Below are 24,656 nucleotides of genomic sequence, written 5' to 3'. Positions count from 1 at the left end.
GTGCACGGCCGCCCGCCGGGCCGGCCCGCGCTGGCGCGGCAGCCGGCGGCCGCGGCGGCGCCGCACGGTACTCGCTCGCCCGACGCCGGCTCCCGCGATTTTGGCGCTATCATTCCGGGTTCACCGGGCCGGAGCCCTCAGCAAATTCTCACCGGGCGGCGTGCGCGCCGCCCGTCATCGAAGCAATCCATGGATGTCATCGTCATCGGCGGCGGAATCAGCGGCGTCGCCACCGCCTACCAGTTGCGCGCGGCCGGCCATCGCGTGTGCGTGGTCGAACGCCACGCGACCGTCGCGCAGGGCGCGACCTACGGCGACGGCGGCGCGCTGCTGCCGAGCCCGCTCGACGTCTGGTTCGGCCCGACCTTCATGCGCCAGCGCCAGCCGCGCGACAGCGGCATCGTCTACAAGCCGGGCTTCAACGGCGGCGTGCGCCGCTTCGTCAAGCAGCTCGGCGCACTGCGCGAGCCCGACGCGTTCGCCGCGCAGTACGCGCTGCTGCGCCCGCTGATCGACGCGTCGCGCGACACGCTCGCCGACGTCGAGGCGCGCCTCGAACTCGAATTCGAACAGAAGCCCGGCATCCTGCACGTGGTGCGCGATCCGCGCGACTGGGAAGCGATGCAGCCCGCGCTCGACCTGCTGCGCACGCTCGACCAGCCGTACCGCACGCTGAGCGCCGAAGAATGCGCGACGCTCGAACCGTCGGTGCCGGCCGAGCCCGGCTTCGCCGGCGGCGTGCTGCTCGAGACCGAGCGCACCGGGAACTGCCCGCTGTTCACGAAACTGGTCAAGCAGACGCTCGACGAGCACGGTGTGCAGTTCCGCTTCGGCGCGGACGTCGCCGCGATCCGCGTCGACACCGGCCGCACCGCGGTCGAACTCGTACCGTCCGGCAACCCAAACGCGGCGAAGGCGCACGAGGTCGACGTGATTTCCGCCGACGCGATCGTGGTCGCCGCCGGCGCCGGCAGCCTGCCGCTGCTCGAACGGCTCGGCTGGCGCCTGCCGCTGCACCCGGTGCGGGTCCACACGCTCACCGCGCCGGTCGCGTACGAAGAGCATGCGCCGCACCTGAGCGTCGTCGATTCGATCAAACGCATCTCGATCACGCGCACCCACCAGCGGCTGCGCGTCGGCGGCGGCGCCGTGCTGCAGAGCCTGCCCGACACCGCGAAGCCGCTTGCCGAGCCGCTGTCCGAGGCCGCGCTCGCGCTGCTCGGCCAGGCCGTCCACGACTGGGTGCCCGGTGCCGCCAGGATCTCGGCCGCGCTGTCGTGGCAAGGCACGCAACTGTTGTCGCCGGACGGCCTGCCCGTCGTGGGTCCGACCCCGCATCCGCGCGTGTTCGTCAATTTCGGGCACGGCCCGACCGGCTGGGGGCTCGCGTGCGGGTCTGCTAAAGTGGTGGCCGACTACCTGGGCGGCGACGTGCAGCACTGGCCCGCCGACACGCTCGCCGCACTGCGCGCCGGGCGCTTCACGACCTGACCGCCGCGGGACCGTCCCGTGGCCGCATCCTTGCCAGCCGCCACGATCCCGCGATGACTACCGCCACCCACCCGCTCCCCGATTCCGATCCGATCGCCCTGCTGCGCGTCGCCGACTTGCGCGCGGCCGAGGCCGACGCAGCCGCGGCGCTGCCGCCGCACACGCTGATGGGCCGCGCGGGTGCCGCCGCCGCGCGCTGGCTGTCCGAGCGCGTCGCCGGCGACGACCGCCCCGTGTGGTTCGCGGTCGGCCCCGGCAACAACGGCGGCGACGCGCTGGTTGCCGCCGCGCAGCTCCAGCAACTCGGCGTCGCGACGCAGGCGTGGATGCCGGTGCCGGTCAAGCCGGACGACGCGCAATGGGCGCTCGGCCTCGCGCGCGCGGCCGGCGTCCCGCTGTCGGCCACGCCGCCCGCGTCGCTGGACGGTTACGCCTGGGTCGTCGACGGGCTGTTCGGCATCGGTCTCGGCCGCGCGCTCGACGGCGCGTTCGCCGAGCAGGCCGCGCGCATTGCCGCGCATGCACGGCGCGGCGGTCGTGTACTCGCACTCGACGTGCCGAGCGGGCTCGACAGCGATACGGGCCGGATCGTCGGCGCGGGCGTCGCCGTCGCGGCCACGCATACGCTCACCTTCATCGGCGCGAAGCCGGGCCTCTACACGGGCGACGGCCGCGACCTCGCCGGCGAGATCGACGTCGCGTCGCTCGACGTCGCGCCGCCCGCCGCGCCGTCCATCGTGCTGAATGCGCCCGCGCGATTCGCCGCGGCGCTGCCCGCGCGCGCGTTCGCGTCCCACAAGGGCACCTTCGGAAGCCTCGCGGTGCTCGGCGGCGACACCGGCATGTGCGGCGCGCCGATCCTGGCCGCGCGCGCCGCGCTGTTCGCCGGCGCCGGCAAGGTGCACGTCGGCTTCCTCGGCGCCGGCGCGCCGCCGTACGACCCGCCGTTCCCCGAACTGATGCTGCATCCGGCCGATAACCTCGACCTCGGCGCGATGACCGCGATTGCGGCCGGCTGCGGCCTCGGCACGCGCGAGGCCGCGGCAACGCTCGTGCGCGACGTGCTCGCCCACGATGCCGCGACGCTGCTCGATGCCGACGCGCTGAACCTCGTCGCGACGCACGCGGACCTCGCGGCCGCCGTCGCCACGCGCGGCGCGCGCGGCAATCCCTGCGTGCTGACCCCGCACCCGCTCGAGGCTGCGCGGCTGCTCGGCAGCGACACGGCGACGGTGCAGCGCGACCGCGTCGCTGCCGCGCAGGCGCTCGCCGCGCGCCATGCGGCCATCGTCGTGCTGAAAGGCTCGGGCACGGTGATTGCGGCACCCGACGGCCGCGTGACGATCAATCCGACCGGCAACGCGGCGCTCGCCACCGGCGGCACCGGCGACGTGCTCGGCGGCCTGATCGGTGCACTGCTCGCGCAGCGCGTCACGCCGGTCGAAGCAGCACTCGCGGGCGTCTACCTGCACGGCCTCGCGGCCGACACTCTGACCGCGCACGGCACCGGCCCGGCCGGGCTCACGGCCGGCGAACTCGCACCGATGGTGCGCACGCTGATCAATCGCCTTTTTTATCCGTCGCCGCGCGCCGACACATAACGCCGCTATACTGACTGCCCCGCCGCACGGCGGGCCCTCTCGTCCGCCGGCCTCCCGATCCCGATGAGCCGGCGCGGCATTCCTCCCGATTCACGCTTCACTCGAACCGCCATGACGCTGAATTCGCTCCCCGCCTGGACTGCCCTTCAATCCCACTTCGAACAGATCCGCCACGCCCGGTTGCGCGACTGGTTCGCGCCGGAAAACGACCGCGTGCCGACACGCGCCGAACGTTTCACGATCCCGGGCGCCGGTCTCGCGGCCGATTTCTCGAAAAACCGCATCAACGACGAAACGCTGCGCCTGCTCGTGCAACTCGCGCGCGACGCGGGCGTCGAAACGCGCCGCGACGCGATGTTCGCGGGCGAGATCGTCAACCCGACCGAAGGCCGCGCCGCGCTGCACACCGCGCTGCGCGCGACCGACCCGCAAGCGCCGTTCCACGCGCAGGTGAGCGCCGAGCGCGCGAAGATGGCGACCTTCGCGCGCGCCGTGCGCAGCGGCACGTGGACGGGCTACACGGGCAAGCGCATCCGCCATGTGATCAACATCGGCATCGGCGGCTCCGATCTCGGGCCGAAGATGGTCGTGCATGCGCTGCACCACGTCGCGACGCCCGACATCTCGACCCACTTCGTATCGAACGTCGACGGCGCCGATCTCGCGCGCGTGCTCGAACAGGTCGATCCCGAGGAAACGCTCGCGATCATCGTGTCGAAGACCTTCACGACGCTCGAGACGATGACGAACGCACGCTCGCTGCGCGACTGGTTCGTCGCGCGCGGCTGCCCCGAGGACGCGCTCGCGAAGCACTTCGTCGGCGTGTCGGCAAACCCGGCCGAAGTGGTGAAGTTCGGCATCGCCGCGGACAACGTGTTCGAAATGTGGGACTGGGTCGGTGGCCGCTATTCGCTGTGGTCGGCGGTCGGCCTGTCGATCATGATCGCGATCGGCCCCGAGCAGTTCGACGCGCTGCTGGCCGGCGCGAACGACATGGACCGCCATTTCCGCGAGGCGCCGCTCGAGCGCAACCTGCCGGTGCTGCTCGGCCTGATCGGCATCTGGTATCGGAATTTCTTCGGCTCGCAGAGCTATCTCGTCGCGCCGTATTCGGAAGCGCTGCACTACCTGCCGTCGTACCTGCAGCAGCTCGAAATGGAGAGCAACGGCAAATCCGCACGCCTGGACGGCACCTTCGTCGACTACCCGACGTCCGCCGTCACGTGGGGCGAGCCGGGCACCAACGGCCAGCACGCGTTCTTCCAGATGCTGCACCAGGGGCCGACGATCGTGCCGATCGACTTCATCGCGGTGCTGACGCCCGAGCATCCGCTCGCGAGCCATCATCCGAAGCTGCTCGCGAACTGCTTCGCGCAGAGCGAGGCGCTGATGCTCGGCCGCACGCTCGACGAAGCGCGCAAGGTCGCCGGGCCCGGCAAGGAAGCGCTCGCGCCGCACCTGACGTTCCCCGGCAACCGCCCGACGACGACGCTGCTCGTCGATGCGCTGACGCCGCGCACGCTCGGCGCGCTGATCGCGCTTTACGAACACAAGGTGCTCGTGCAGGCGACGGTGTGGGACATCAATCCGTTCGACCAGTGGGGCGTCGAGCTCGGCAAGATTCTCGGCAAGGTTGTCGAAGCCGACCTGTCGGCCGAGTCGGTCGACCCAGCGAAGCACGACTCGTCGACCACGGCGCTGATCGAACGCGCTCGCGCGGCGCTCAAGCGCTGACGCGACGGCGTCATGCGCACGCCCGCTGCGCAGTACGACCTGCGCGGCCGGCAGAAAAATTCAGGCGCCGCGCTGCGCCGCGCGCGGCTCGACGATGTGCCCGGCGTCGAGCGTCACGGTCGTCGCGCAGCGGCGCGCGAGTTCGGCATCGTGCGTGACGAGCACGAGCGTTGCGCCGTGCGTGCGGTTCAGTTCGAACATCAGGTCGATGACCGCGTGGCCCGTCGCCGCGTCGAGGCTGCCGGTCGGCTCGTCGGCAAACAGGATCGCCGGGCGCGTGACGAAGGCGCGCGCAAGTGCGACGCGCTGCTGCTCGCCACCCGACAGCAGCTTCGGATAATGCGCGGTGCGTTCGCCGAGGCCGACCTGCGCGAGCAGCGCCCGTGCGCGGTCGGCCGCATCGCGCGCGCTGATGCCGCCCCGCAGTTCGAGCGGCAGCATCACGTTCTCGAGCGCCGTCAGGTGCGGCATCAACTGGAACGACTGGAATACGAACCCGACTGCGCCGTTGCGCAGCGCGGCGCGCTCGTCCTCGTCGAGCTGGTCGAGCGCGCGGCCGAGCAGGCGAACCGTGCCGCTCGTCGCGCTGTCCAACCCCGCAAGCAGGCCGAGCAGCGTCGATTTGCCCGACCCCGACGCGCCGACGATCGCGAGGCTGCTGCCCGGCCGCACGGCGAGCGTGATGCCGTCGAGGATCGTCAGCTCGCCCGTTGCGTCGGCGACCCGCTTGCATACGTCATGGACTTCGATGATCGGATCGGTAATCTTGAACATGGACACGACATTCCGCTGGAAAAGACGCGCGGCGCTCGCCGCGCTGCTGGGCACGCTGCTGGCCGCAAGCGCGCCCGCACGCGCCGCGACGGCGCCGGCCCCGACATCGGGCCAGCCTGTGATCGTCGTGCTCGGCGACAGCCTGTCGGCCGAATACGGGCTGCCGCGCGACACGGGCTGGGTTGCGCTGCTGCGGCAGCGGCTCACCACCGAGCGAATCGATTATAGCGTCGCGAACGCCAGCGTCAGCGGCGACACCACGAGCGGCGGCCGCGCGCGGCTGCCCGCGGTGCTGCAGCGGCTCAAGCCGTCGATCGTCGTCGTCGAGCTCGGTTCGAACGATGCGCTGCGCGGCGTGCCGCTCGCGACGACCGAGCAGAACCTGCGCGACATCATCGCCGGCGCACGGCACGCACAGGCAAAGGTCGTGCTGGTCGGCATGTACGTGCCGCCCAATTACGGCCCCGACTACACGCAGAAGTTCCATGCCGTCTATACGCGGCTGTCGAAGGATCTCGGCGTGCCGCTCGTGCCGTTCCTGCTGGCCGGCATCGAGAACAAGCCCGAGATGTTCCAGGCCGACCAGATGCATCCCGCGCAGCAGGCGCAGGGCATTCTGCTCGACAACGTGTGGCCGGCACTGAAGCCGCTGCTCGGCAAGCCGCGCGGCTGACGACATACCGCCCCGCCGGAAAACAGAAAGCCCCGCTCGATGAACTGCCCCCCAAAAGTTGGACATCGATCCAACCTTTGGGGTGTTTTTCATGAGCAAGTACACGGAGCAGTTCAAGGTATCCATTGCAGAGGAGTACGAGTCCGGCCACGCTGGGTTCCGTGAGATGTCCAAGCGCCACGGCGTCGATGAGGCGACGATCCGCAAGTGGGTGGCGGCCCATCGCATACATGGTCCGGCAGGCTTGAAGAAGAAGTGCGAGCGCTACAGCGCAGAGTTCAAGTTGCTTGTACTGCAGCAAATGCGTAGCGAGGGGTTGTCAGCGCGTGAGACGGCTGCACGCTTCAACATTAGGAACCGTACGGCCATCGGCCAGTGGAAACGCCAGTATGATGAAGGCGGTATAGACGCACTGTCGCCGCGCCAGCGGGGGCGCCCCAGAAAGATGCCCAAGCCACCGATCACGCCACCGCCGCTACCCGAGGACGATACGCGCTCCCGACAGGAACTACTCGACGAGTTGAACTTCCTGCGCATGGAGAACGCGTACCTAAAAAAGCTCGAAGCCTTGGCTCAAGCGCAGCAGCGATCAGCGCAACGCAAAAAGCGCAAATCGTGCTCGAGCTAAGGCAGCAATATCCGCTTGCGGGCTTGTTGAAGGTTGCCGGCTTGGCGCGCAGCACGTTCTACTATCATCAGAAATTGCTCGGAGCAGCCGACAAGTATGCCGATACAAGGGCGAGAATCTGCTCGCTGTTCGAACGGCACAAGGGCCGCTACGGCTATCGACGCATCACGCTCGCTCTACGTAATCTGGGACAGGTGATTAACCACAAGACTGTGGCGCGTCTGATGGGCGAGTTGCGGCTGAAGTCTTGTGTGCGCCCGAAGAAATACCGCTCCTACAAAGGTAGCGTCGGACGTGTTGCACCTCATGTTTTACAGCGTCGGTTCTACGCAAAGCGTCCGAACGAGAAGTGGGTAACGGATGTCACGGAATTCAACGTGGGCGGCCAGAAGCTGTACCTGTCACCAGTGCTCGATCTGTACAACGGCGAGATCATTGCTTATGAAACCGCGAGGCGCCCGGCGTTCGAGATGGTCAGCGCAATGCTTCGCAAGGCATTGGCGCGCTTGAAGTCACACGAGCGGCCTCTCTTGCATTCGGATCAGGGCTGGCAGTACCAGATGCCAGCGTATCGCCGCCTACTGCAGCAACGAGCGCTCACGCAAAGCATGTCGCGTAAAGGGAATTGCCTGGACAACGCCGCCATGGAGAGCTTCTTCGGCACGCTGAAATCCGAGTTCTTCCATCTGAATCGGTTCCGCAACCTGGACGAACTGCAATCCGGCTTGGCAAGCTACATCCACTACTACAATCACGACCGCATCAAACTGAAACTAAAAGGGCTGAGTCCCGTGCAATACAGAACTCAGCCCTCTCAGCCCTAGCCGTCATAACCCGTCCAACTTTACGGGGTCAGTTCACGAAGCGGGGCTTTTTGTCGTTGCGTGCGAAACGATACTCAGTTGCCGCCGTCCTGCGACTGGCTGGTCGTCGTCCCGTACTGCTTCACTTTCGAGCGATCGCGCAGCGCGGCGAGATACGCTTCGCCTTCGCTTTGCGCGTCGACCTGCGCCATCTGCTGCTGCGCGGCCGCCAGTTGCTGCGGATCGACGGCCGTGCCCGGGATCACCGCGTTCACGCGGTAGATCGCGTAGCCGTCCGCGCCGAGATCGACACCGACGTAGGCCGGCAGCGTCTTCGCATCGACCTTGTAGACGGCGCTCAGCGCGGCCGGCGTGAAGCCCTGCGACTGCGTGCGCGACACCTTCTGCACGGCCGCGAACCCGTCGGTCGACTTGGATTTCTGCAGTTCGGCGAGCTTCGCCGCACCGTCCTTCTTCGCGAGTTCCGCGGCCTGCTCGGCAACGACCTTCTGGCGCACGACGTCCTTGACCGCGTCGAGCGCGGGCACGGCGGCCGGCTTGTAGTCGGTTACGCGCGCCGAGATCAGCGTGTTGTTGCCGACGTCGATCGCCTGCGTGTTGTTCTGGTTCTTCACCGAGTCGTTCGCGAACACGGCGGCCAGGAACTTCGGATTGTTCAGCGGGCTCGTCGGCGGCAGTTGCGGATTCGGCGTCGGCGTGACGGCGGCCGTCTGGATCGTCAGCTTGTACTTGTCCGCGGCCGGTTGCAGCGTCTTCGCCTTTTCGTAGACGGTCGACGTGAAGCCTTCCGCGTTGTCCGTGAACGCCTTCGATGCGTACTGCTGCTTCAGGTCGGTTGCGATCTGGTCCTTCACTTCCGCGAACGGCTTGACGGCCGCCGGCTTCACTTCGGTCGCCTTCAGGATGTGGAAGCCGAGATCCGACTGCACGACACCGCTCACGTCGCCCTGCTTGAGCGCGAACGCGGCATCGTCGAACGCCTTGCCGCCCGCCGTCGAGCCGCGCGTGATGAAGCCGAGGTCGCCGCCCTTCGCGGCCGACGGCGCGTCCTGGGAGCCCTTCTGCGCGATCTGCGCGAACTGGTCCGGATGCGCCTTCACGTCGGCGAGCAGTTGCTCGGCCTTCGTCTTCGCGGCCGCCTTGTCGGCCGCGCTTGCGCTGCTCGCCGCGGCGATGAAGATGTGGCTCACGCGCACCTGCGCTTCGGTGCGGAAGTGCGTCGGGTTGTCGTCGTAGAACTTCTTGATGTCCGCATCGGTCGGCTGCGCGCCTGCGGCCGCCGCGGCCGGCGAATAGACGAGGTACTGGATCGTCGCGGTCTCGGGCGTCGCGAAGCTCTGCTTGTGCGCGTCGTAGTACGCGGCGAGCTGCGCGTCGGTCGGCTGGACCTTCGATGCGAAGTCGCTCGTCTTCAGCACGAGCGCCTGCACTTCACGCTGCTGCGCGGCGAGTTCGGACAGGCGTTGCGCGAGGCTCTTCGGCGTGAACGCGCTCGACACGATGCTGGCCGGAATCTGCTGCAGCGCGAGGCTGTAGCGCACGCGCTCCTGGTACTGCTCGGGTGTCATCCCCTGGAACGACAGCAGCTGCGCATAACGCTCGACGTCGATCGAACCGTCGGGCTTCTTCAGCGACGCGATCATCGGGTCGCTCATCAGCGCGTCGCGCACCGCATTGTCGGACGCGGTCAGGTGCAGACGTTGCGTCTCATCGGCCAGCACGCGCTGCTGGATCAGGCCGTCGAGCACCTGCTTGCGATGCTCGGGCGTATCGAACATCTTGATGTCGAACTGCCCACCGAGCGCCTGGCGCGCCTGGTCGATCTGCTGGCGGAACGCGCCGTCGAATTCGACCCGCGTGATCTTGTGCCCGTTGACCGCCGCGACGTTCGCACTGTCGTCGAAGAAGCCGCGGAAGCCTTGGATCCCGACGAAACCCAGCCCCGGCAACACGATCAGGAGCAGGAGCGCCATCATCAGGCGCTGGTGATTACGGAAGAAATCGAGCATGCGTGACGGGAAAATTGGACAAAACGACCGATATTACAACATACGGGGTGGGACGGGAGAAAAGCAGACGTGCAGCGAGCGAACGCAACCGAAAACGCAAATGAAAAAGCCCGCGCAAGGCGGGCTTCTTCATCTTCTGGCGGAGCGGACGGGACTCGAACCCGCGACCCCCGGCGTGACAGGCCGGTATTCTAACCGACTGAACTACCGCTCCTTGGTCTGGCTGAATCAGAAAACTGGTGGGTGCTGAGGGGTTCGAACCCCCGACCTACGCCTTGTAAGGGCGCCGCTCTACCAGCTGAGCTAAGCACCCGTTCCCGATTCGTTCTGACTGCGATCTGCGTTTCCGCATCAACAATCAGCGAGCCCGCAAGTTTAATTCATGCCCGATCATTTTGCCAAGCCCGGATGCGAATTTTTTTCTTCCGCGCCCGCTCATGATTCCGGCGCACATAAAAAAACCCGCGGACACGCCGCGGGTTTCGTGAACAACCGTCAGGAAGGACGGCGTTCAGGCACTCAGTGCTTGACGACTTCCGTCGAGCCGGCATCCTTCGCCGCGTCGCCGACCGGCGCTGCTGCCTTCGCTTCTTCTTCCGGCGGCAGCGGAGTCGGCGAACGCTCGAGCGCGAGCTCCAGCACCTTGTCGATCCAGCGGACCGGCACGATCTCGATCGCGTTCTTCACGTTGTCCGGAATGTCCGCGAGATCCTTCACGTTCTCTTCCGGGATCAGCACGAGCTTGATGCCGCCGCGATGCGCAGCCAGCAGCTTTTCCTTCAGCCCGCCGATCGGCAGCACTTCGCCACGCAACGTGATTTCGCCCGTCATCGCGACATCGGCACGCACGGGGATACCCGTCAGCACCGACACCAGCGCGGTCGTCATCGCACCGCCGGCGGACGGACCGTCCTTCGGCGTCGCGCCTTCCGGCACGTGGATGTGGATGTCCTGCTTCTCGAACGCCTCGTCCTTGATGCCCAGACGACGCGACCGCGAGCGCACGACCGAACGCGCCGCCTCGACCGACTCCTTCATCACGTCGCCGAGCGAACCCGTGCGGATCACGTTGCCCTTGCCCGGCATCACCGCGGCTTCGATCGTCAGCAGGTCGCCGCCGACTTCCGTCCACGCGAGGCCCGTCACCTGACCGACCTGGTTTTCCTTCGCCGCGAGGCCGAAGTCGTACTTGCGCACGCCGAGGAACGTATCGAGGTTCTCGCCATCGACCTTGACCGCGCCCGATGCCTTCTTCAGCAGCAGCATCTTCACGACCTTGCGGCAGATCTTCGACACTTCCCGCTCGAGCGAACGCACACCGGCTTCGCGCGTGTAGTAGCGGATGATGTCGCGGATCGCCTGTTCGGCAACGTCGATCTCGCCTTCCTTCAGCCCGTTGTTCTTCTTCTGCTTCGGCAGCAGGTAACGCTGCGCGATGCTGACCTTCTCGTCTTCCGTGTAGCCCGACAGACGGATCACTTCCATCCGGTCTAGCAGCGGCGGCGGGATGTTCAGCGAGTTCGACGTCGCGACGAACATCACGTCCGACAGGTCGAAGTCGACCTCGATGTAGTGGTCGGCGAACGTGTGGTTCTGTTCGGGATCGAGCACTTCGAGCAGCGCCGACGACGGATCGCCGCGGAAATCCATGCCCATCTTGTCGACTTCGTCGAGCAGGAAGAGCGGATTGCGCACGCCGACCTTCGTGAGGCTCTGCAGGATCTTGCCCGGCATCGAACCGATATACGTACGGCGGTGGCCGCGGATCTCGGCTTCGTCACGCACGCCGCCGAGCGCCATCCGGACGAACTTGCGGTTCGTCGCACGGGCGATCGACTGGCCGAGCGAGGTCTTGCCGACGCCCGGGGGCCCGACGAGGCACAGGATCGGCGCCTTGACCTTGTCGACGCGCTGTTGCACCGCGAGGTACTCGAGGATACGTTCCTTGACCTTCTCGAGGCCGAAGTGATCCTCGTCGAGCACCTGCTCGGCGTTCGACAGGTCGTTGTTGACCTTGCTCTTCTTGCGCCACGGCAGGCCGATCAGCGTGTCGATGTAGTTGCGCACGACGGTCGCTTCCGCCGACATCGGCGACATCAGCTTCAGCTTCTTCAGCTCGGCATCGGCCTTCTTCTTGGCTTCCTTCGGCATGCGCGCGGCGTTGATGCGCTTCTCGAGTTCCTCGAGATCGGCACCCTCTTCGCCTTCGCCCAGTTCCTTCTGGATCGCCTTGACCTGCTCGTTCAGGTAGTACTCGCGCTGGCTCTTTTCCATCTGGCGCTTCACGCGCCCGCGGATGCGCTTTTCGACCTGCAGGATGTCGATCTCGGCTTCGAGCTGCGCGAGCAGGTGCTCGAGGCGCTCGATGACCGGGAACATCTCGAGGATGTGCTGCTTCTGGTCGAGCTTCAGCGGCAGGCGCTCGGCGATCATGTCGGCGAGGCGGCCTGCTTCGTCGATGCCCGACAGCGACGTGAGGATCTCCGGCGGGATCTTCTTGTTCAGCTTCACGTACTGGTCGAACTGCGACACGATCGCGCGGCGCAGCGCTTCCGTTTCGGCGCTGTCGGCATGATCCGGCTCGAGCGGCATCACGTCGCAGGAGAACTGCGTCTCCTGTTCTTCGATCGACAACGCCTTCGCGCGCTGCAGGCCCTCGACGAGCACCTTCACGGTGCCGTCCGGCAGCTTCAGCATCTGCAGGATGTTGGCGATGCAACCGACCTCGTACATGTCCTTTTCGGTCGGTTCGTCCTTGGCCGCGGTTTTCTGGGCGACGAGCATGATGTGCTTGCCGCCTTCCATCGCTGCTTCGAGGGCCTTGATCGATTTCGGCCGGCCCACGAAGAGCGGAATCACCATGTGCGGGAAAACGACGACATCCCGCAGCGGCAGCAGCGGGAGCGTGATGCGTTCCGGCGGGAGAAGTTGGGTGCCTGACATTTCATTTCCCCATGAGTGGAATCAATTGTTCGGTAATTGAGGCCGCCACAACGAATTGCAAGCCTTCAAGTGCGGGAAATATTCGGTAAGAAAGTAACCACCGCGTGTCGAGTCAGAGTTACCCACAAGATAAACGAAAAAAAGCCGCCCACGGTCTCATGAACGGCCTTTTTCGCAGAACATCGTCGGCAAGCCGGTCAGTTCGAACCCGCCACCTTCGGCGTGTCCTCGTAGATCAGCAAAGGCTTGCCGTCCCCATCGATGACGTTCTCGTCGATGATGACCTTGCTGACCCCTTTCATCGTCGGCAGCTCGTACATCACGTCGAGCAGCGCCTGTTCGATGATCGAACGCAAACCGCGCGCGCCGGTCTTGCGGCGGATCGCCTTGCGGGCGACTGCCTGCAGCGCGCCCGGCCGGATCTCCAGTTCGACGCGCTCCATCGCGAACAGCTTGTGATACTGCTTGACGAGCGCATTCTTCGGCTCGACCAGGATCTTCATCAGCGCGGCTTCATCGAGCTTGCCGAGCGTCGCGACCACCGGCAGGCGGCCGATCAATTCGGGGATCAGACCGAATTTGATCAGGTCTTCCGGTTCCGTTTCGCGCAGCACTTCGCCCGCGTCGCGCTCCTGCTTGCTCTTGACCGTCGCGCCGAATCCGATGCCGGTTTTCTCGGTGCGATCGGTGATCACCTTCTCGAGACCGTCGAACGCGCCGCCGCAGATGAACAGGATGTTGGTCGTGTCGACCTGGATGAAATCCTGGTTCGGGTGCTTGCGGCCGCCCTGCGGCGGCACCGACGCCATCGTGCCCTCGACGAGCTTCAGCAGCGCCTGCTGGACGCCCTCGCCCGACACGTCGCGCGTGATCGACGGGTTGTCCGACTTGCGGCTGATCTTGTCGATTTCGTCGATATAGACGATCCCGCGCTGGGCCTTGTCGACCTCGTAGTTGCAGTTCTGCAACAGCTTCTGGATGATGTTCTCGACGTCCTCGCCGACGTAGCCGGCTTCGGTCAGCGTCGTCGCATCGGCGATCACGAACGGCACGTTCAGCAACCGCGCGAGCGTCTGCGCGAGCAGCGTCTTGCCGGAGCCCGTCGGGCCGATCAGCAGGATGTTGCTCTTCGACAGCTCGACGTCGTCCTTCTTGTCGAGATGCTTCAGGCGCTTGTAGTGGTTGTACACGGCCACCGCGAGGATCTTCTTCGCGCGCTCCTGACCGATCACGTACTGATCGAGGATGTCGCGAATTTCCTGCGGGCTCGGCAGATCCGACCGGGACAGGCTGGCCTCGACGCCCGCGGCAGCCGCCTCGTCGCGAATGATCTCGTTGCAGAGGTCGATACATTCATCGCAGATGAACACCGACGGGCCCGCGATGAGTTTTTTCACCTCATGCTGGCTTTTCCCGCAAAACGAGCAATACAACAGCTTCTCGCTGTTCGAACCTTTTTTGTCCGCCATGAATGTAGAGCCTCCGGACAGGTAAATGACATGATACGCCGAATGCCCCGAACGCCGCGCCTAGGGCGCGACCGGAGCCGGCCGGATGCGCTTGCCGCAGAGGCTCAGGGCGTGCGGAACATCGCAGGGGCGCCGCGCGAATCGGGGCGGCACCCCACTTAAAAGTTTACGGGCGCTTCAGCAGCACCTGATCGATCAGCCCGTACGCCTTCGCGTCTTCGCTCGACATGAAGTTATCACGGTCGGTGTCGCGCGCGATGCGCTCGACGTCCTGGCCCGTGTGCTGCGCGAGCAACTGGTTCAGCCGCTCCTTCAGGTAGAGGATCTCGCGCGCCTGGATCTCGATGTCGGATGCCTGGCCGCGTGCGCCGCCGAGCGGCTGGTGGATCATCACGCGCGAGTTCGGCAGCGCGAAGCGCTTGCCCTTCGCGCCCGACGCCAGCAGGAACGCGCCCATGCTGGCCGCGAGGCCCATGCACAGCGTCGATACGTCCGGCTTGATGAACTGCATCGTGTCGTAGATCGCCATGCCGGCCGACACCGACCCGCCCGGGCTGTTGATGTACAGGCTGATGTCCTTGTCGGGATTCTCGCTCTCGAGGAACAGCAATTGCGCGACCACGAGGTTCGCGGTCTGGTCGTTCACTTCGCCGACCATGAACACCAGGCGCTCCTTCAGGAGACGCGAGTAGATATCGTACGAACGCTCGCCGCGGCCGCTCGTTTCGACGACGATCGGCACCAGCCCCAGTGCTTGCGCCTCGAAACCCTGCGGCGCGTTCGAAGCAAGCATGTCCAGCAATTCAGCGCGAGTGATCATTCAATGAACCTTGTTCGAATGGAAAATTGAACGGAAGGAAGCCGCCCGCTCAATCGCCATATTAATGGCAACCGTGCGCTTGACGTAAAAACGGCGTGCAGGCCGTCGCTCCGACAGCCGGCACGCCGCTAGAGCGACACTTACGCTTGCGCCGATGCGCTCGCGAGTGCCTCGAAGCTCACTTCCTTGTCCGTCACCTTTGCCTTGCCCAGCACGAAATCGACGACGTTGCTTTCAACGACGAACGCTTCCATCTCGGCGAGGCGCTGCTGGTTGGAATAATACCAGCGGACCACTTCCTTCGGGTCTTCGTAGCTCTTCGCGAACTCGTCGACTTCCGCGCGGATCTGTTCCGGCTTCGCCTCGAGGCTGTTCGACTTCACGAGCTCGGCCAGCACGAGGCCCAGCTTCACGCGACGCTCGGCCTGCTCGGCGAACATCTCGGCCGGGATCGGTGCGTCCTTCGCGTTCGGCACGCCGCGCTGCGCCAGATCCTGGCGAGCCATTTCGACGAGACGTTGCTGGTCCTGCTCGATCAGCGCCTTCGGCACGTCGAGCTCGGAAATCTTCAGCAGCGCGTCCATCACCTGGTTCTTGACGATGGACTGCGTGCGGCGCTTCGCTTCGCGCTCGAGGTTTTCCTTGATCTCACCGCGCATCTTCGTGAGATCGCCGTCTTCGATGCCGAGCGACTTCGCGAATTCGCCGTCGATTTCCGGCAGGTGCGGCCACTCGATCTTCTTCATCGTGACCGTGAATTGCGCGGTCTTGCCCGCGACGTCGGCACCGTGGTAGTCGTCCGGGAACTTCAGGTCGAACGTGCGCGATTCGCCGGCCTTCAGGCCCAGCGCCGCGGTTTCGAATTCCGGCAGCATGCGGCCTTCGCCGAGCACGAACGGGAAGTCTTCGGCCGTGCCGCCCTGGAACGCGACGTCGTCGATCTTGCCGACGAAGTCGACCGTCACGCGGTCGCCGTTCTTGGCTGCGGTGTCCGCGCCGCCGTCGCCGTGCTCGCCGGCTTCGCCGCGTGCGTGGTAGTGCACGCGCTGCTTGCGCAGGATGTCCAGCGTGCGGTCGATTTCGGCGTCGCCGATCGACGTCGTCGAGCGCTCGACTTCAGCCGTCGCCAGATCGCCGATCTTCACTTCCGGGTAGACCTCGAACGTCGCGTCGAACGCGTACGCATCTTCGGCTTGCTCCTGCTTCGGCTCGAAGCTCGGCTGGCCGGCGACGCGCAGGTTTTCCGCGCGGCTGATCGTGAAGAACTCCTGGCCGATCTTGTCGCTCAGCACTTCCGCCTCGACCTGACCCGCGTACTGCTGCGCGACCATCTTCAGCGGCACCTTGCCCGGGCGGAAACCCGGCATGCGCACGTTCTTCGCGAGTTTCTGGATACGGGCGTCGATTTCCTTCTGCACGGTGTCTTTCGGCAGGGAAATCGTCACGCGGCGTTCAAGCTTGCCGAGGTTCTCAACAACGTTAGCCATGGCTTCAATCGTCCTAAAATTATTCGAGCGAATCGGGTTTTCCTTGCCGTGCCTGCCTGCGGCGCTACACGTCACGCATACACGCCGCGCCGGAGCGCCACGCCATCCCTGCACGCGCCGGATGGCTAGCGCAAGCGGCTCGGAGCACGGCTTTGGCCGGAAGAATCGACTATTCTAGCAAACAATTTTCCTCACACCTCCAGTTCGGCGCGACGCGCATGCGTCTGCGCCATGTCGGCAGCCCCCTGCACGGCAATGCGCGCGGATCGCCGCTATGCCGTACGCCGTATCCACCACGGGCCCGCCATCCTGTAAGCTCCGAGTGAGGGTGCGCCGCCGTCGCGCCCCATTATTCTTCACACCAATCACGCCTTCCGGAGACACCATGCCGCAACACCCGTCCGCGCCTGTCGTCGTCATCGCGCCCGATTCGTTCAAAGGCTCGCTTTCCGCGGAGCAGGTCGCGGACGCGATCGCCACCGGGATTCGCCGCGCGCGCCCCGACGCGGTCGTGCGCTGCTGCCCGATGGCCGACGGCGGCGAAGGCACGCTCGACGCGATGCTGGCCGGCGGCGGCACGCGGCGCTTGCTGCGGGTGGCCGGCGCGTCGCTCGCGGCACGCGACGCCGCGGTCGGCGTGATCGACGCGCGCACCGCGATCGTCGAGACGGCCGAGGTCGTCGGCATTACGGACCCGGTCGGCGTGAGCGTGCCGGTCGACGCGCGCAGCACGCGCGGGATGGGCGAGGCGATCCGCACGCTGCTCGACGACGGCGTGCGCCGCTTCTTCGTCGCGCTCGGCGGCAGCAGCACCAACGACGCGGGCGCCGGGCTGCTCGCGGGCCTCGGCCTGCAGTGCTTCGACGCGGGCGGCCAGCCGGTCGAGCCCGTGCCGTCGCGGCTCGCCGACATCGCGCGCATCGACGCGTCGGCGCTCGACCCGCGCCTGAAGGAAACAGAATTCGTCGGCATGTCCGACGTCGACAACCCGCTGACGGGCGCGCACGGCGCGACCGCCGTGTTCGGCCCGCAAAAAGGCGTGACATCCGCGCAGGTTGCGACTCTCGACACCGCGCTCGGCCATTTCGCCGACCTGCTCGAAGCCGCGCTCGACCGACGCGCCCGCGACCTGCCCGGCGCCGGCGCCGCGGGCGGCCTCGGTTTCGCGCTGCACATGCTCGGCGCGCAGTTCGAAGCCGGCGCCGAAGTGGTCGCGCGGCAGGTCGGGCTCGACGCGGCGCTCGCCGGAGCCGACTGGCTGATCACCGGCGAAGGCCGCTCCGACGTGCAGACGCTGCACGGCAAGGCGCCGTTCATCGCGTGCCGGCACGCGCAGGCCGCCGGCGTGCCGGCGTCGCTGCTGTCGGGTGCGGTCGACCCGGCCGCGCTGCCGCGCCTGTCCGAGCATTTTTCCGGCTGCTTCTCGCCGGCTCCCGGGCCGATCACGCTCGACGTCGCGATCCGCGACGCGGCGAACCTGCTCGCGAACGAAGCGGAGCAATTGACGCGCCTGAAATACGGCGCACACTGACCGTTGACCCGAGCGCGCGATACAGGAACAATCGGGCCCGCCCTTTTTCTTCAGGATTCGACATGAAAGGCCGTCTAGCCGGGCTCGATCAGTTTCTGACCTATCGCCTTCACGCGCTCACGAAGCGATCCGACCGCGGGATCGGCGAGGTGTACCGGCACAAGCTCGACATCTCGCTGCCCGAGGCACGCGTGATTGCCGCCGTCGGCGCGTTCGGTCCGTTCTCGATCATGGATCTCGCGCGCCACACCAATCTCGACAAGAGCCAGGCGAGCCGCGCGGCCGAAGCGCTGCTGCGCCAGGGGCTGCTCGAGCGCAGCGCGAGCGACGAGGACGGCCGGATCGTGCTGATCGCGCTGACCGCCGACGGCCGCGCGCTGCATCGCAAGATCATGCCGATCGTGCGCAAGTGGAACGACGGGTTGCTCGCATGTCTGTCCGACAGCGAACGCCAGACGTTCGAGCGGCTGCTCGACAAGGTCGTCGCGCACGCAACCGAGCGGGACGACTGAGCCGCGTGACGGGCTTGGCATCGGCAGACGATCGAGCCCCGCCGGCAGCATTGATCCGACGAATTCGACGGGCCGCCCGCGCCGCGTAACCAGCGACCCGGGCGGCCCGTTTTGCATCATGCGGCGGCACCCGGCAAGGCTCGCGCTTCGCCGCGTTGCCCGCGACTACGACCGCGAATCCATCAGCCTCGCGGACGCTACAGCCCGCTATTGGCCGCGCGCTGGCGCAGCAGCCCGAGCACCGCGTCGCAATACGGGGTCGGCACATCGAGCTTGCGCCCGAGTTCCGGAAACACGCCGAGGATCGGCCCGATCTCGAGCGGCCGCCCCGCTTCGAAATCCTGCAGCATCGACGTCCTGAACGCGCCGAGCTTGCGCGTGACCGCGATCCGTTCGGGCCCGCTCATCCCCGTCGACAAACCGAGCTTCGCGCCGATCGCGGTGGCCTCCTCCATCATCCGCAGCGCGAGATCCCGCGTGAACGGATCGTCGAGCAACTGCTCGGCCGTCGACCCCGTCAGCGCGCTCAGCGGATTCATGTTCATGTTGCCCCACAGCTTCGCCCAGATCTCGGTCCGGATCGCGGGCGTCGACTCGACGTCGAAACCGCCCGCCGCGAGCGCAGCGGCGAACCGTGCGGTGGCCGTGTCGAGCCGCGGATCGGGTGCGCCGACGATCAGCCGGTTGCCGCGCCCGCGACGCGCGATGCCCGGCGCGTCGGTGCTCGACGACAGGTGCACGACGCAGCCGATCGCCTGCGCGGGCGGCAGCGCCGCCGACACCGCGCCGGCCGGATCGACCGCGTCGAGCGGCACGCCGTCGATCGGCCCTTCGAGCCCGTGCGTGAACCACCACGGCAGCCCGTTCATCGCCGCGACGATCACGGTGTCCGGCCCGACCAGCGGCGCGATGCGCGCGGCCAGCGCCGGCAGCACCTGCGCCTTCAGCGCGATCACCACGTAGTCCTGCACGCCCAGCGCGGCCGCATCGTCGCTCGCGCGCACCGGCACCGACGACGTGACGCCCGCCTCGTCGATCACGCGCACACCGTGCGCGTTCAGCGCGTCGAGCGTCGCGCCGCGTGCATATGCGCTGACGGTCATGCCGGCCCGCGACAGCGCGGCCGCGAGCAATCCGCCGATCGCGCCGACCCCGACCACCGCCGCGCGCACCGACCCTGAATTCGTGTCGTTCATGATGGAATTCCGTCTCCTGGGAGCTGACGAGCATAACGCTCAGTGGTTGCGGACACAACCATTCCGGCGATAACGTGCAACGCGCGCGTTCGAGCGATTCAGCGCGGCTCGCCCCCGGCTTCCACAGGTTCGTCGTCGGTCGCGCCGCCCGTCGCGCCGAGCACGCCAGCGATCTGGCTCTTGTCGTGCATGCCGAGCTTGCGGTACGCGCAGCGCAGGTAGTGGCGCACGGTCGTCGGCGAAATCGCCATTTGTTGCGCGACTTCCTTGTGCGAACGGCCGGCGCCGTAATAACGGATCGCGGCCAGTTCGCGCGGGCTCAACCGGTCGAGCAGCGAGCGCGGCCGCGCTTCGATCTGGAACAGCCCCGCGACGGGCACGCACTGGATGCGCAGCGCGTCGCCGACGAACGGCTGGCCCGACTGGCGCCGCAGGTGCGCGACGAGCGGCTCCGGCACGCGCGCGCCGGCCCATGCCGGCCATTCGGCGCGCAACACGTCGTCGAAACCATGATCGGCGTGATGGAGCACGCCGAAGTTGTCGCACAGCGCGCGTGCGGCCGGTGCAACCGTATCGCCACGCTCGCGCGTGAGCTGCGCGGCGCGATTGATCGTGAGCGCGGCCGCGAGATGCGGAATCACCTCCTCGAAACGGCGCGCATCGTCGTCGCTGAACGGGCGATTCAGGCCCTGGCGGTAGATCGACATGAACGTCGTCAAGCCAAAACGGCGATCGAGCGTGCACACGCACATCAGTTGCGCGAGCCCGTACTTCACGCACCAGTCGCGAAACCGTGCATCGAGCCCCGGCTCGACGACCGACAGCCGCACCGCGCGTCCGTGCGCGCCGCGCAGCGTGCGGTGCGCGAGCGGGTCGCAGTCGCGCACGCGCTTCCAGTCGCCGAAGAACGCGTGCGGCAGGCGGTACAGGAAGCTGTTGTGCATCACGGGGCCAGTGGACGCGTGCGTCGCGACGCCGGTCCATGCGGCGTCGAACGGGACGAGCGCCTGCAGCAGCGTAAAGAAGCGGTATTCGAATTCGCCGATGCCGGACTGCGCGGCAACCGCGTACAGGTCGAGCAGCATCAACCCGAGTTCGCGCTGCGATGCGTCGCCGCGTGCGACACCGTCGAAATCGGCACGACGGGACGGCCGCGGCGGCCACGCGAATTCGTCGAGCACGATGGCGGCCGGCACGTCGCGCAGCGCTTCGAGATCCTGCCCGGTGTCCGTCGTGATCCTCACCTTCCGCTCCCCTGCCCGATCGGGCCGCTGATGCGCGCAACGCAGACCGCCGATTATAGCGAGCGGCTTTTTTGGCGGGTCACGGTGCAGGAACCGGCGGCAACCCCATCCATTTGAACGGTGCGCGGCACGTTGCTGCTCCGCAGCACGCCGCGCCGCTGCATCGCGCCGCGTGCATGCCGCGCACCGCGGGTTTTCCGCACCGTTCATCTGTACGACTGTTCGAAGGTTTTCCCGCTGCGGACACTGCGTCGCGACAACACCAACGACAAACCGATGCAGCACGGTATGGAGAACCCCCCGTGACGAAACCCCGCTTCATCCGCACGGCCGCGGCCGCCGCGACGCTCGCAGCGTGCAGCGCCGCCGCGCACGCGCAGTCGACCCTCACGCTGTACGGCGCACTCGACGCCGGCGTGCAATATCTGACGCACGCCGACGGGCGTCACTCGGCCGTGCAGTTGCAGAACTACGGCATCCTGCCTTCGCAGATCGGGCTGAAGGGCAACGAGGATCTCGGCGGCGGCTGGCGTGCGCTGTTCAAGCTCGAACAGGGCCTCAACCTCACCGACGGCACCGCGACCGTGCCCGGCTACGCGTTCTTTCGCGGCGCGTACGTGGGTATCGCGGGGCCCGTCGGCACCGTCACGTTCGGCCGACAGTTCAGCGTGCTGTTCGACAAGACGCTGTTCTACGATCCGCTCTGGTACGCGTCGTACAGCGGCCAGGGCGTGATCGTGCCGATGAACGCGAACTTCATCGACCACTCGATCAAGTACCAGTCACCGACGTTTGCCGGCTTCGATGTCGAGGCGCTCGCCGCGACGGCCGGCGTCGCCGGCAATACGCGCGCCGGACGCGTGCTCGAACTCGGCGGCCAGTACACGAGCAACGGCCTGTCGGTCAGCGCGGTGCTGCATCAGGCGCACGGCGATGTGTCGGCGGCCGACGACGCGTCGGCGCGCCGCCGCGAACTCGGTACGCTCGCCGCGCGCTATGCGTTCGCGTCTCTGCCGCTCACCGTCTATGCAGGCATCGAGCGCCTGACGGGCGACCTCGACGCGGCGCGCACGATCGTCTGGGGCGGCACGCGCTACCTGAGCTCGAACGGGATCGGCCTGAACGCGGGCGTCTACCACACCGACTCGCGCACGCCGGCGGTCGGCCACCCGACGCTGTTCATCGCCAGCACCACGTACGCGCTGTCGAAACGCACCGTCGCGTACGTGAACCTCGGTTATGCGCGCAACAGCGGCCAGAGTTCGCAGACCGTCTACGAATACGACCCGACGCCTCTCGCCGGCGCATCGCAGTTCGGCGCGATGGTCGGCATGTACCACCTGTTCTGATTCCCCAACGAGATCCCGCCATGAAAACCCTGTCCCCGGATGCCGCACGCTCGCCCGACGGCCACGCGCCGACGTTCGCGCGCTCGACGCTCGTCGCGCTCGTCGTGTTCGCAGCCATCACGCCATTGCTGCTGCTCGTCGCACCGGCCGTCGCGGGCCAGCTCGCGATGCAGCTCGGGCTGTCCGCGTCGCAGATCGGCAGCTACTTCTTCGTCGAACTCGGTGCGTTCAGCCTCGCGACCGTGCCGTCGTACCTGTGGCTCGGCCGTGTCGACGCGCGTCGCGTCGCCGCGCTCGCGATCGCGCTGTTCGGCGCGGGCAACCTGCTGACCGCGCTGTGGATGCCGGGCTTCGCCGCGCTGCTCGCGCTGCGCGCCGTCACCGCGCTCGGCGGCGGCTCGCTGATGGTGCTCTGCATGACGAGCGCCGCGACGAGCAGAAACAGTGACCGCGTATACGGGCTGTGGGTCGTCGGCCAGTTGATCGCGGGCGCGATCGGCCTGTTCGTGCTGCCGCACGTGTTCGTCGCGTTCGGGCTGCGCGCGCTGTACATCGCGCTCGCCGCGCTCGCGCTGCTCGCGGCACCGCTGTCGCGCGGCTTTCCGTCGTTGCTCGGCACGCGGACGACACCCGCGCAAACCGCGCGCGGCGCGGCGGCGCATACGCCGCGAAGCTTCGTCGTGCTCGCAATCGGTGCCGTACTGACGTTCTATCTCGCGATCGGCAGCGTGTGGACCTTCGCGAGCCGCGCGGCGGCGGATGCCGGGCTCGATCCGCAGTCGACCGGCAACGTGCTCGCGATCGCGAGCGTGATGGGAATCATCGGTGCGGCGCTCGCGTCGTGCGCAGGCGGCCGGCTCGCGCGGCGCGCGATGCTGGCCGCCGGTTACGTGCTGCTCGCGGCCTCGCTCGTCGCACTCGCCGCAATGCGGCACGCGGGCGGCTACAGCGTGGCGATCTTCGCGTTCAAGTTCGCGTGGACCTTCGTGCTGCCGTTCATCCTCGCGACCGTCGCGCAGATCGACACGTCAGGCCGCCTCGTCGCGACGCTCAATTTCGTGATCGGCGCCGGCCTCGCGGCCGGCCCGCTGCTCGCCGGGCTGATGCTCGACGCCGGCGGCACGATGCGCGCGCTGTTCGCGGCTGCGACGGCCGTCGCGATCGTCTCGTTCGCCGCGCTGCGCCATATCGATCGCCGCGCGCGCGCCGCCGTTTCCTCCCAACCGTGACAGGTCACGCACATCCATGAATCGCACTACCTTCTTCACCGACGAACGCACTTTCTGGCACACCGGCGGCACGCACGCGCTGTTCTTCCCGGTCGGCGGCTGGGTCCAGCCGCCGTCGAGCGCGGGCTACGCGGAATCGCCCGATTCGAAGCGTCGCTTCCTGTCGCTCGTGCAGGCTTCGGGCCTTGCCGCGCAGCTCGACCTGCGCAGCGCCGCCCCGGCCACGACCGCCGACCTGCTGCGCATTCATCCGGCGCACTATCTCGACGCGTTCCGCACACTCAGCGACGCGAACGGCGGCGACCTCGGCGATCTCGCGCCGTTCGGCAAGGGCAGCTACGAAATCGCCGCGCTGTCCGCCGGCCTCGCGATCGCGGCCGTCGACATGGTCGTCGGCGAGCGCGCGGCCAATGCGTTCTCGCTGTCGCGGCCGCCCGGCCATCACTGCCTGCGCGATCGCCCGATGGGCTTCTGCATGCTCGCGAACATCCCGATCGCGATCGAGGCCGCCCGCGCGAAACACGGCATCGAGCGCGTCGCGGTGATCGACTGGGACGTGCATCACGGCAACGGCACGCAGTCGATCTACTACGACGATCCGGACACGCTGACGATCTCGCTGCACCAGGACCGCTGCTTCCCGCCCGGCTATAGCGGCGCGGACGATCGCGGCGAAGGCGCGGGTGTCGGTGCGAACCTGAACGTGCCACTGCTCGCGGGCAGCGGCGACGACGCATATCGCTACGCATTCGAGCGGATCGTGCTGCCGGCGCTGGAGCGTTTCCGGCCCGAGCTGATCGTCGTTGCGAGCGGCCTCGACGCGAGCGCGGTCGATCCGCTCGCACGCATGCAACTGCATACCGACAGCTACCGGTTCATGACGCGCGCGGTGAAGGATGCCGCGCAGCGCCATTGCGGCGGGCGGCTCGTGATCGTTCACGAAGGCGGCTATTCGGAGGCGTACGTGCCGTTCTGCGGGCTCGCGATCATCGAGGAGCTGGCAGGCATTCGCACCGACGTCGCCGATCCGATGCTCGACCTCGCGATCGCGCAGCAGCCGGGCGAGCGGTTCGTCGCGTTCCAGCGCGAGCTGCTCGACGAACTGGCTGCGTCGTTCGGGTTATAACGTGTAACGCTCGGGA

Annotated in this window: 18 protein-coding genes and 2 tRNA genes; 10 read left to right on the top strand and 10 right to left on the bottom strand. The window is 67.2% G+C overall.

The genetic code is table 11. The features are described 5' to 3' along the window. Positions 1-189 precede the first annotated feature (189 nt). The 3 genes from OEJ37_RS23440 (at position 190) to pgi (ending at position 4,826) form a co-directional block, all read left to right on the top strand. A complete protein-coding gene (locus OEJ37_RS23440) occupies positions 190-1,491 on the top strand; it encodes an FAD-dependent oxidoreductase (protein WP_263346021.1) in 1,302 nt (433 codons plus the stop codon). Between the two features lie 53 nt (positions 1,492-1,544). Next, positions 1,545-3,092, top strand: coding sequence for an NAD(P)H-hydrate dehydratase (locus OEJ37_RS23435; RefSeq protein WP_263346018.1), 1,548 nt, complete (start codon positions 1,545-1,547; stop codon positions 3,090-3,092). A 111-nt stretch (positions 3,093-3,203) separates the two neighbouring features. After that, entirely contained in the window at positions 3,204-4,826 is a 1,623-nt protein-coding gene (pgi, locus tag OEJ37_RS23430) for a glucose-6-phosphate isomerase (RefSeq protein ID WP_263346015.1), read from the top strand. 60 nt (positions 4,827-4,886) lie between these two features. Here pgi and OEJ37_RS23425 read toward each other — a convergent pair whose 3' ends face one another. Further along, positions 4,887-5,600, bottom strand: coding sequence for an ABC transporter ATP-binding protein (locus OEJ37_RS23425; RefSeq protein WP_263346012.1), 714 nt, complete (start codon positions 5,598-5,600; stop codon positions 4,887-4,889). Here OEJ37_RS23425 and OEJ37_RS23420 point away from each other — a divergent pair. Both OEJ37_RS23420 and OEJ37_RS23415 read left to right on the top strand, forming a co-directional pair. Beyond that, positions 5,599-6,273 carry an arylesterase gene (locus OEJ37_RS23420; RefSeq protein WP_174422320.1) on the top strand — a complete coding sequence of 225 codons (675 nt, stop codon included), beginning with the start codon at positions 5,599-5,601 and terminating at the stop codon, positions 6,271-6,273. The genes OEJ37_RS23425 and OEJ37_RS23420 overlap by 2 nt on opposite strands. A gap of 91 nt (positions 6,274-6,364) precedes the next feature. Beyond that, a protein-coding gene (locus tag OEJ37_RS23415; protein ID WP_174422386.1) for an IS3-like element ISBam1 family transposase occupies positions 6,365-7,725 on the top strand; the annotation gives its coding sequence in 2 pieces (ribosomal slippage) (positions 6,365-6,824 and positions 6,824-7,725; 1,362 coding nt in all). Between the two features lie 74 nt (positions 7,726-7,799). Here the strand turns inward: OEJ37_RS23415 and OEJ37_RS23410 are convergent. The 7 genes from OEJ37_RS23410 to tig all read right to left on the bottom strand — a co-directional run bounded on the left by OEJ37_RS23410 (position 7,800) and on the right by tig (position 16,453). Next, positions 7,800-9,734 carry a SurA N-terminal domain-containing protein gene (locus OEJ37_RS23410; protein WP_263346007.1) on the bottom strand — a complete coding sequence of 645 codons (1,935 nt, stop codon included), beginning with the start codon at positions 9,732-9,734 and terminating at the stop codon, positions 7,800-7,802. 137 nt (positions 9,735-9,871) lie between these two features. Further along, positions 9,872-9,948, bottom strand: a tRNA-Asp gene (locus OEJ37_RS23405). A 23-nt stretch (positions 9,949-9,971) separates the two neighbouring features. Next, positions 9,972-10,047: transfer RNA gene (locus tag OEJ37_RS23400), tRNA-Val, on the bottom strand. Between the two features lie 206 nt (positions 10,048-10,253). Next, on the bottom strand, positions 10,254-12,677 hold the full coding sequence (gene lon / locus OEJ37_RS23395) for an endopeptidase La (protein ID WP_152857538.1): 2,424 nt from the start codon (positions 12,675-12,677) through the stop codon (positions 10,254-10,256). 197 nt (positions 12,678-12,874) lie between these two features. Continuing rightward, a complete protein-coding gene (gene clpX / locus OEJ37_RS23390; protein ID WP_006489345.1) occupies positions 12,875-14,146 on the bottom strand; it encodes an ATP-dependent Clp protease ATP-binding subunit ClpX in 1,272 nt (423 codons plus the stop codon). A 166-nt stretch (positions 14,147-14,312) separates the two neighbouring features. Further along, positions 14,313-14,966: an ATP-dependent Clp endopeptidase proteolytic subunit ClpP gene (gene clpP, locus OEJ37_RS23385; protein WP_010092137.1), complete on the bottom strand. Its 654-nt coding sequence runs from the start codon at positions 14,964-14,966 to the stop codon at positions 14,313-14,315. Positions 14,967-15,106: 140 nt separating this feature from the next. Next, positions 15,107-16,453 (bottom strand): trigger factor, encoded by a 1,347-nt coding sequence (tig, locus tag OEJ37_RS23380; RefSeq protein WP_072437148.1) that lies wholly within the window; start codon positions 16,451-16,453, stop codon positions 15,107-15,109. A 385-nt stretch (positions 16,454-16,838) separates the two neighbouring features. Between tig and OEJ37_RS23375 the strand changes: the two genes are divergently transcribed. Next, positions 16,839-17,984, top strand: coding sequence for a glycerate kinase (locus OEJ37_RS23375; RefSeq protein WP_263346002.1), 1,146 nt, complete (start codon positions 16,839-16,841; stop codon positions 17,982-17,984). Positions 17,985-18,046: 62 nt separating this feature from the next. Further along, positions 18,047-18,496 (top strand): MarR family winged helix-turn-helix transcriptional regulator, encoded by a 450-nt coding sequence (locus tag OEJ37_RS23370; RefSeq protein WP_174421662.1) that lies wholly within the window; start codon positions 18,047-18,049, stop codon positions 18,494-18,496. Between the two features lie 197 nt (positions 18,497-18,693). Here OEJ37_RS23370 and OEJ37_RS23365 read toward each other — a convergent pair whose 3' ends face one another. Then, complete coding sequence (locus OEJ37_RS23365; RefSeq protein ID WP_263345998.1) at positions 18,694-19,692, bottom strand: 2-dehydropantoate 2-reductase; 999 nt, start codon at positions 19,690-19,692, stop codon at positions 18,694-18,696. A 98-nt stretch (positions 19,693-19,790) separates the two neighbouring features. Then, a complete protein-coding gene (locus OEJ37_RS23360) occupies positions 19,791-20,936 on the bottom strand; it encodes a helix-turn-helix transcriptional regulator (protein ID WP_263345996.1) in 1,146 nt (381 codons plus the stop codon). 302 nt (positions 20,937-21,238) lie between these two features. On the opposite strand from OEJ37_RS23360, the gene OEJ37_RS23355 reads away from it, so the two are divergent. From OEJ37_RS23355 to OEJ37_RS23345, 3 genes are read left to right on the top strand one after another with little or no spacing between them, the layout of a single operon-like run. After that, positions 21,239-22,285, top strand: coding sequence for a porin (locus OEJ37_RS23355; protein ID WP_263345994.1), 1,047 nt, complete (start codon positions 21,239-21,241; stop codon positions 22,283-22,285). Between the two features lie 20 nt (positions 22,286-22,305). Beyond that, entirely contained in the window at positions 22,306-23,514 is a 1,209-nt protein-coding gene (locus OEJ37_RS23350; protein ID WP_263345991.1) for an MFS transporter, read from the top strand. A 16-nt stretch (positions 23,515-23,530) separates the two neighbouring features. After that, positions 23,531-24,640 (top strand): class II histone deacetylase, encoded by a 1,110-nt coding sequence (locus OEJ37_RS23345; RefSeq protein ID WP_263345989.1) that lies wholly within the window; start codon positions 23,531-23,533, stop codon positions 24,638-24,640. The last annotated feature ends 16 nt before the right edge of the window (positions 24,641-24,656 follow it).

Source organism: Burkholderia sp. BKH01 (genome assembly GCF_025685725.1).
Taxonomy (GTDB): Bacteria; Pseudomonadota; Gammaproteobacteria; order Burkholderiales; family Burkholderiaceae; genus Burkholderia; species Burkholderia pyrrocinia_C.
This window is presented reverse-complemented; position numbering and strand designations above follow the sequence as displayed.

Coding starts and splice junctions, on each gene's coding strand:
- clpP (WP_010092137.1), bottom strand. CDS start 14,966: ATGATCACTCGCGCTGAATTGCTGGACATGCTTGCTTCGAACGCGCCG.
- OEJ37_RS23375 (WP_263346002.1), top strand. CDS start 16,839: ATGCCGCAACACCCGTCCGCGCCTGTCGTCGTCATCGCGCCCGATTCG.
- OEJ37_RS23370 (WP_174421662.1), top strand. CDS start 18,047: ATGAAAGGCCGTCTAGCCGGGCTCGATCAGTTTCTGACCTATCGCCTT.
- OEJ37_RS23345 (WP_263345989.1), top strand. CDS start 23,531: ATGAATCGCACTACCTTCTTCACCGACGAACGCACTTTCTGGCACACC.
- tig (WP_072437148.1), bottom strand. CDS start 16,453: ATGGCTAACGTTGTTGAGAACCTCGGCAAGCTTGAACGCCGCGTGACG.
- OEJ37_RS23365 (WP_263345998.1), bottom strand. CDS start 19,692: ATGAACGACACGAATTCAGGGTCGGTGCGCGCGGCGGTGGTCGGGGTC.
- OEJ37_RS23425 (WP_263346012.1), bottom strand. CDS start 5,600: ATGTTCAAGATTACCGATCCGATCATCGAAGTCCATGACGTATGCAAG.
- OEJ37_RS23435 (WP_263346018.1), top strand. CDS start 1,545: ATGACTACCGCCACCCACCCGCTCCCCGATTCCGATCCGATCGCCCTG.
- OEJ37_RS23410 (WP_263346007.1), bottom strand. CDS start 9,734: ATGCTCGATTTCTTCCGTAATCACCAGCGCCTGATGATGGCGCTCCTG.
- OEJ37_RS23350 (WP_263345991.1), top strand. CDS start 22,306: ATGAAAACCCTGTCCCCGGATGCCGCACGCTCGCCCGACGGCCACGCG.
- clpX (WP_006489345.1), bottom strand. CDS start 14,146: ATGGCGGACAAAAAAGGTTCGAACAGCGAGAAGCTGTTGTATTGCTCG.
- OEJ37_RS23440 (WP_263346021.1), top strand. CDS start 190: ATGGATGTCATCGTCATCGGCGGCGGAATCAGCGGCGTCGCCACCGCC.
- lon (WP_152857538.1), bottom strand. CDS start 12,677: ATGTCAGGCACCCAACTTCTCCCGCCGGAACGCATCACGCTCCCGCTG.
- OEJ37_RS23420 (WP_174422320.1), top strand. CDS start 5,599: ATGGACACGACATTCCGCTGGAAAAGACGCGCGGCGCTCGCCGCGCTG.
- pgi (WP_263346015.1), top strand. CDS start 3,204: ATGACGCTGAATTCGCTCCCCGCCTGGACTGCCCTTCAATCCCACTTC.